Below are 7,358 nucleotides of genomic sequence, written 5' to 3' on the forward strand. Positions count from 1 at the left end.
CAGAAGCGAGGTGTCGCGTCCCGATGAAGCGCAAGACCAAATTCCTCCTGGCGGGCTTGGCTTCCGTGGGCGCCGTCGCCGCTGCGGGCAGGGCGCACAATCGCCGGTCCGACCGCAGGGAACTCCTCCACGCCACGGTATTCAGCGAGCCCGGCTACCGGGGCCGCAACCAGAGGCTGACCTGGAACGGCGGCAAACGCAAGGTCATCCCGCTCAACCGGGTACAGCTGCCGCGCATCGGCTCGATCACGCTGAATCGGCTCGTGTTCCGCTTCCAGCCCGACGTGCGGATACCCAACCCGTACTTCCTGTGGCACGCCATCACCGAGCGCCCGGACCGCACGGACGCCGAGAGTGGCGTGGCCAGTTTCATCGCGATGCACCAGCTCGCCGGGATGTTCTCGGTGGGCTGGTGGGAGCCGGTCCGCGAGTCGGAGGCGCGGTCGGGGGTGCGGCTCTGGGCCGGGCGCCCCACGGCGGGTTCCGGCGAGGCGGCCGCGCCCGGCGCCGAGCCGTGGCACGACATCCTGGCCAACACGCCCGACCTCGGCTCCTGGAGCACCCGCACCCGCTACCTCGAACTCGGCTACCACGGTGGAAGCGGCCCCCGCAGCTGACCGGTCTCATCGGCGCGCGTCCCCTGGACCAGGACGCGGATGGTCGAGAGCCCGGGGTCGGCCGGGTCGGGGCGGCGGCGCCTCGACCGGGACTCCGAGGTCGGGGCGGTGTCGGCGGGGGTGATCAGGTCGTCGACCTCGACCGTCCAGACAGGCCCTTCGGGCTCCAACCCTCTGCTTACGTCCGCTGTCGGTTGCTGGCGCCGGTGTACGCGGCGACCAGCAGCATCCCCAGCGCGACCATGTCGGCCGCGGGCACGGGCGCCCCGCCGTCCCGCCCCGGCGCGTCACTGGTCAGCAGCGGCCCGCCCCGCGTCAGCAGCACGTTCCCGGCCCGCACGTCCCCGTGCGCCCGCCCGGCCCGGTGCAGCACGGCCAGCGCCCCGGCTAGCCCCGCCGCGCTCCACAGCACCGCGTCGTCCGGTAGCCCACCGGCGGTCCCAACGACCTCCTCGATCGAGGGCACGGGCCCGGCACCGACGGCATCCTTCCGCGCCAACTCCCCACCGGACCACGCCCCCACCTGCCCTGCCCCGCCCTCTACCGGATCACTGCCTGCCGAACCCCTCGTCCCGTCCGCCCTACTGGAAGAAGTTCCAGGACTAGTCTTGCCAAATCCGGCCTGGCCTACATGGACTTGGGCACTCGCCAACGCTGCTGTGACGGACAGGACCGTCGCCCTCGACCAAACACAGGCCGTGCAGGAAGGGACGTACGTGTAACTCACCCGGGAGCCGGAGCGTTCAGTTCTCTATAGGCACTCAGCGGCGCACGGGCGGCGAGGCGAGCAGCCGCGCGTGACCACCAGCACCGTGCGCTGCTGCTTTGGACCCGTCGTTTTTGGGAAGGACGTGCCCCTCGTGTCCACTACGCAGGACGAATGGAACACCGGCTACGCCGATGGCCGCCGCTATCGCCCACTCAGCGACCGGGAGCGGTCACTGCTTGCCACGCACGTTCCCGCCCCTATCGACGGCAAGGCCCTCGATGTCGGGTGCGGGATCGGAGAACTCGCAGGCCATCTGCCCTCGCTCGGCTACCACGTCGACGCCGTCGACTGGTCCGACAACGCCCTCGCCGAGGCAACCGCCCAGCACGGAAATGCCGCCCGGTGGCTGCGCCTGGACATCGAGCTCGAGGACTGGGCACCACTGCACGCCGACGGCTACGACCTGATCACCCTCCGGTTCGTGTATCCCTTCCTGAAACACCGCGACCGAACCATGCAGGCCCTCGGCAGCCGCCTGCGGCCCGGCGCCACCATCGTGGTCATCACGCCCCTCGCCGCCGACACCCCGGCCGAGCGGCGCGGCATCGCGCTCGACGAGGACGAACTCGCCCACCTGCGGGCCGGCTGGTCCACCACGGAACGCCACGACGCTGAAGGACTGGCCTTCGTAGTCCTGCGTGGCCCTCACCCGGCCGACGCCACGTCGCCGTCCTCGCCATCGGCCGACCGCACGCCACGCGCACCCGCCGACGCCCGAAACGCCATGCCCACCTCGCGGCAGCATCACTTCAGCCTGCGGGAGCGCTACTACGCCCAGGTGGAGTCCGGGCGCAAGACGATCGAAGTACGCGTCGGGACACCCGAGAAGGCGGCCGTCGAGACCGGGGACACGATCGTCTTCCACGCGCCGGACAGCGAGCGGGAACTCGACATCGTCGCGAAGCGGGTCACCCCGTACACCTCATTCGAGGAGCTTCTGGACGCGGAGGATCCAGCACGCATCGATCCCGACCGTACGCGCGAGGAGCAGCTCGCCAACCTGCGCCGCATCTACACGCCGGACAAGCAAGCCCTCGGCGTTCTCGCCTTCGAGTTCGACCACCGTCCGGGACGGCCCGGCCGCCCCATGCCCATGACTCCCGCGGAGTACGTCCAGACGGTGCCCCATCACACGGTCTACGGCTGCCTGTACATCCGCGACGAGCAGGACCGCCCGGTACAGCTGCGCTCCGTGTACGGCAACCGGCTGTGGCACCTTCCCGGAGGCAACGCCGAAGCCGGAGAAGACCCCCTGGGGACCGCACGCCGGGAAGCAGCCGAGGAGACCGGACTCGAACTCGGCCAGGGCCAACCGCGCCTGCTGCTGACGCACTACCTCCACCCGGGCCCCCGCCGGCCACTGGGCAAGATCGGCTTCATCTTCGACGGCGGCCGGCTCAGTACCGGCCAACTGCGCCGCATCCGGCTCGACCCGGCCGAGCACGACCTGTGGGCCGTCAACGATCTCGCCCAGTGGCGACAGCTCATGGACGAGTCGGGCTTCGCGCGCCTCGATGCCATCGAACGCGCACGCCAGGACCGAGGCCCGAACTATCTCTGCACCGGGCCTTGAGGCCCAAACCGGATGATGAAGCCGCGCAGCTACCACTCTCCTTCGCTCTGCTCTCGGGAGTTCTCGTGTCCGTTGAGGACCTCAACGCCGAAGCCTGGACCGTTTACGGCCAACGTCAGCTGAACCGTGGGTACATGCCGCCTCTCCCCAAACGGCTGGAGTGGGCTCCGTGGGAGGGGGTCGGTCCCGGTGCCGAGATCCTCGGTGACGTCACCGGCAAACGCGTCCTGGACATCGGCTCCGGCCCCGGCCACCACGCCGTACACCTGGCCCGCACGCACGATGCTCAGGTCACCGCGATCGAGCTGTCCCTCACCCAGCACCAACGCGCCACCGGTACGCATGCGGGCACTCCCGGCGTCCAATTCGTACATGGCGACGTGATCGACTACCTCCGCACCGCCCAGCCCTTCGACGCCGCGTACGCCATCGGCAGCCTCGCCTTCACCGACCCACACCGCTCCCTGCCCGCGCTACGCGACGGCCTGCGCCCCGGCGCACCGCTGATCCTCTCGCTCCTCCACACCGACCTGCACGGCCGCGGTCCGTCCACAACAGTCGCGTCACGCGAGCAGATGATCATGCTGCGCGACGATCCACCACTGCCCACCAGGATGTGGGTCCTGGCACCGCAACTGTGGGAAGAACTGCTCACCGAGCACGGCTTCCGAGTCGAGGCCATCGACCTCCTGCTCCCCTCCGACGAGAACAACCCCGTCGTGCAGCAGCTCATCCGCGCCCGCCGCCTCCCGAACCGCCCCACACGCATCTCCAGTCGACCCCGCACCACGCGGCCGCCCGCGCCGCACGCCGCCATCGGTGTCGGCGCCATCGTCCTCGGCCACCAGGGCGTACTCCTCGGCCGTCACCATCGCGGCACCCTCGAACTACCGGGAGGCACCGTGGAGGCCGGGGAATCTCTGGAAGTGACCGTGACCCGCGAACTCGCCGAGGAGACCGGCCTGATCGCCCAACCCGACGACGTCACACTCCTGGGCACGCTCGTCGACCACGTCGGAGACGTCGTACGGGTCACGGTCGGCGCCATCGTCAGCACCTGGCAGGGCCAGCCGGCCACGCAGCCGGACGAGAGCGTCGGCGACTGGGCTTGGTACCCCCTGGACCAATTGCCTGACGGCCTGTTCGTGTGCAGCGCCCAGATCCTCACGGCCTGGCGCCCCGACCTGCCCATCGACCACACCCCAGCACATTTCACTCCCTACACCTGACGCGCGGCCCCCTCCACTGCCGACGGCGGACGGCATCACAGGGGTATCGCCCCGGCCCAGAAGCTGTATCGGAGGACTTCACGTCATGGCCACGTACCTAGCGCTCGGGTCCGTGCGAGTCAGGCCCGAAGGCCGTATCGCGTCCGCCTGGGCACCCGGCGTCGGGGCGGCTGACCGGGTCTTGGTGACACATACCGCGTGTGGTTCGCCGGCCGCGCACCCGGTCGCCTTACGGGGTGCAGAGGCGTCGCCGCCGTACAGTCCCCTGGTGAACGCGGAAACATCGGCGCTGCGATTGACACCGTCGAGGTTGTATCTCGACAGCCATCAGCGACAGCTTCGACTTGGGCAGTGCCACGCCGGGAACCTGCCAGGTGCCGTGGTACGGGTTCCAGGCATAGTCGAACGTGGACGAGACATCGACGCCGCCGTAGTCCGCACCTCCGGGAGTCAGTCCTCATCGGCGTGCACCGGCTCCGCAAGCGCGGGGCCGGGGGCATCGGCGGAGTCGTGGTCGAGGAGGACGCTGCCCGTCGGCGTGGTGAGGGTGAGAGTGCCGACGTGGCGGGCCCCAATCCACCACTCCTCGACGATCCAGGCGCGTCGATCTGCTCGTCTCCTTGCTGGCCCTGCCCGGCGCCCGGGTCCGGCGTCGCCTGTTCTGGCGGTACAGCTTGGTCTACGACGCCCCCGCCAAGCCCAGCCCGACCCCCACCATGCCGCCGAGTGCGCACTGTGGACGGCCCGGTGACGTCAATCCACAGTGACATTGATCTTGCGTCAACGCACTGGGTCGCTCCGGGGTGAGCATCACCGCAACGCGCCGTTTACGGCAGGGATCGGGTGAGCCATACCAGTTCGCCACGGTCATCGGTCGCTACGTGGTCGCGCTTGAACCCAAGCTTGTCGAGGACGCGAATCGATGGCGCATTCCAGGGAGGCACCGGCGCGCACCGCAGTCAGCTCACGGCCTCCTCGGCCGCGCTCTGCAGGATGCGCATGGCCACCGCGGCGGCGGAACGGACATGCGCACCGCACGCGGCCCAGGCGGCATCCGGGTCCTTCCCGCTCACCGCCGTGGTGATCGCGCGCAGCAGGCTGGTGCGCGCATGGATGCCCGGCAGAGTCGTACGGGCCACGGGATTGCCGGCGCCGTCCGTGTCGCCGTAGAAGGTGATCGCCATGCGCCCCCACGAGACCGTGGGACGAGCGTGCACGCAAGGGCTCCGGCGAGGCCGAGGTCCTTGGCGATCTCGTATTCAACGTGGATCTCCACCGTCTGCCCCGCGGTGACCGGGAGCGGCGCGGAGCTTCCGCATGTCGCCACAGCCGTTGTCGAGGTCCATACGCAGATTGCCCGAACGGCATGTTTCTGCCGCACTCCGGCTAGCCTCCAGAACCCCCGCGCCCAGCTGTCCCACACCGGTACTGTCCCCAGACAGCCACCACCGCCACGGCAAAGGAGACCCAGTGACCGGCCACCCGCCCAGCGCCCAGGACATCGAAACCCGCCAGGTAACAGACGCCTGGACCCGCATCGAAACCTGGATCGCCCACCACGCCCCCCACACCCGGGACCTCCTCCTCACGGGCGCCTCCCCGGATGCCGTCACCGCTCTCCAGAGAAAGACCGGCGTCCGCATACCCCCCTCCCTCAAAGCCCTATGGGCCCGCTGCGCAGGAACCCGGACAGACCGGCACTCCACCTTCCTCATGGGAGGCCACGCCCTGATGCGTCTGGAGACTGTTGCCGCGAAGTACAGCCAGGAGATGAGCCACCAGCGCCGCCACACCGACGACACCGTCACCTGGCGCGCAGCCTGGATCCCCGTCTTCTCCTTCTCCGCCGACGACCAGACCTCCGGGCTCTACATGGACACCGAAACCGGAAGACTGTGTCGCTGGACCCGCTACGCACAACACCACCCCGAGCCCGAATACGAGTCGCTCACCGACTACCTCGAAGAGATGGCCGACTCCCTCGAGACCCCCGACCTGGCAACCTCCGACAAACCCGGACTCGTCGCCGGCGCCCTCATCTGGGGCAGCATGGTCAACCCTGACGACGAACACCTCTGGACCCCCCTGACAGCCTGACAGCGCACGCAGAAACAAACGAGGGGGACAGCCGAGACTGCCCCCCTCACCTGTGTCTCAGGCCGCTACATCAGATCTTCTTCCACGCACACGTCGCATCGGTGCCCGAGCAGTGATCGAACCCCGGATTGGACAGGAAGAACCCGTCCCCGTCCAAAAGCCGCCACGCAGGAGCCGGGAAGCTCTTGAACGCCTGCTGATTCTGCGTGCTCGGAACAGCAGCCCGGCCGCACTTCGGCTGAGCCGCCGGACCGTCCACATCTACCCGCGTGTCGGCCAGAAGTCCGAACGCGGAATTCCCGCTGTTCACCTTGTCGGTGAAGAGTTGCGCGCATTCGTCTCCGCTGGCGACCTCGTTGACACCGCCGGGGAATCCGCCGCTCTCGTGAGTGGAGGCCATCGCGAACTCATCGCAGTCCACGGCCCCCACCGAAGCGTCCAGCGGCGGCTTCGTCCAGTTCCCGCACACCTTGTTGCGGCTGTTGTCCGACGTCCACGGCTTGCCCGTGTTGGGATTGACCACCGTGGTGTCGGGTCCCAGGTAGTGCAGGGGCTCATCGCCGGCCCCGTTGTTGTGGACCATGGCCTGCTGCATCCACCAGTAGTAGGCACCGGCCGCCGGATACAAGTTGGTGTCCACCGTGTATTGCGGGTTGAAGTACGGCAGCACACAGCCGGGAGAGGAGCCGCCCACGATGTCATCGCAGCGCGGTGCCAGCTCCCGGCTGTCCGCCTTCCCGCTGGACCCGAAGTCCGCACTCACCGGGCCGATGTCACTGACCGCGACCTCCGCCCTGACCTTCCAGCTCAGATCGATGCGCTCCTTGCCGGTACCGGTCCACTTCACCGTGGAGTTCGCGGTCTGCGCAGCGTTGGGACCGTACTCCCCCGCATTCCAGAAACCGTCATCGATCGTGCCGGCGTACGGGCTCTCCCAGCGCACCGCGGTCTTGTCGCACGTCGTCGTGCACGAGACCCCTAGTAGGACTCCGTTAGGTCTGTCTGGCTCTTGGGTTTGGGCTGGTGGGGGTTGTTCTGGGCAGGGGGCGGTGGCAGGTGGTGCAGGTGCCGGT

At 68.9% G+C, this 7,358-nt stretch carries 7 protein-coding genes and 1 pseudogene; 4 read left to right on the forward strand and 4 right to left on the reverse strand.

The annotated features are described in order from the left end of the window. Window positions 1-23: 23 nt before the first annotated feature. Window positions 24-617, forward strand: coding sequence for a hypothetical protein (locus ACZ59A_RS39285; protein WP_470969136.1), 594 nt, complete (start codon window positions 24-26; stop codon window positions 615-617). Window positions 618-795: 178 nt separating this feature from the next. Here ACZ59A_RS39285 and ACZ59A_RS39290 read toward each other — a convergent pair whose 3' ends face one another. Next, on the reverse strand, window positions 796-1,116 hold the full coding sequence (locus ACZ59A_RS39290) for a hypothetical protein (protein ID WP_470969139.1): 321 nt from the start codon (window positions 1,114-1,116) through the stop codon (window positions 796-798). 361 nt (window positions 1,117-1,477) lie between these two features. Between ACZ59A_RS39290 and ACZ59A_RS39295 the strand changes: the two genes are divergently transcribed. Beyond that, window positions 1,478-2,959, forward strand: a complete 1,482-nt coding sequence (locus tag ACZ59A_RS39295; protein WP_470969141.1) for a methyltransferase domain-containing protein — start codon at window positions 1,478-1,480, stop codon at window positions 2,957-2,959. Window positions 2,960-3,024: 65 nt separating this feature from the next. Next, a complete protein-coding gene (locus ACZ59A_RS39300) occupies window positions 3,025-4,188 on the forward strand; it encodes a bifunctional class I SAM-dependent methyltransferase/NUDIX hydrolase (RefSeq protein WP_470969144.1) in 1,164 nt (387 codons plus the stop codon). A gap of 243 nt (window positions 4,189-4,431) precedes the next feature. On the opposite strand, the pseudogene ACZ59A_RS39305 reads toward ACZ59A_RS39300, so the two are convergent. Further along, window positions 4,432-4,621: pseudogene (locus ACZ59A_RS39305) on the reverse strand (chitinase); the annotation flags it as partial. A 526-nt stretch (window positions 4,622-5,147) separates the two neighbouring features. Continuing rightward, complete coding sequence (locus ACZ59A_RS39310; protein ID WP_470969146.1) at window positions 5,148-5,372, reverse strand: hypothetical protein; 225 nt, start codon at window positions 5,370-5,372, stop codon at window positions 5,148-5,150. Between the two features lie 286 nt (window positions 5,373-5,658). On the opposite strand from ACZ59A_RS39310, the gene ACZ59A_RS39315 reads away from it, so the two are divergent. Beyond that, window positions 5,659-6,285 (forward strand): SMI1/KNR4 family protein, encoded by a 627-nt coding sequence (locus ACZ59A_RS39315; protein ID WP_470969148.1) that lies wholly within the window; start codon window positions 5,659-5,661, stop codon window positions 6,283-6,285. Window positions 6,286-6,355: 70 nt separating this feature from the next. On the opposite strand, the gene ACZ59A_RS39320 is transcribed toward ACZ59A_RS39315, so the two are convergent. Then, on the reverse strand, window positions 6,356-7,228 hold the full coding sequence (locus ACZ59A_RS39320) for a hypothetical protein (RefSeq protein WP_470969151.1): 873 nt from the start codon (window positions 7,226-7,228) through the stop codon (window positions 6,356-6,358). Window positions 7,229-7,358: the final 130 nt, after the last annotated feature.

The sequence above is a fragment of the Streptomyces sp. NPDC040405 genome, from assembly GCF_055595765.1.

What these genes read in the sequence shown, in the direction of transcription:
- ACZ59A_RS39310 (WP_470969146.1), bottom strand. Translation starts at nt 5,372, where the DNA reads ATGGCGATCACCTTCTACGGCGACACGGACGGCGCCGGCAATCCCGTG.
- ACZ59A_RS39285 (WP_470969136.1), top strand. Translation starts at nt 24, where the DNA reads ATGAAGCGCAAGACCAAATTCCTCCTGGCGGGCTTGGCTTCCGTGGGC.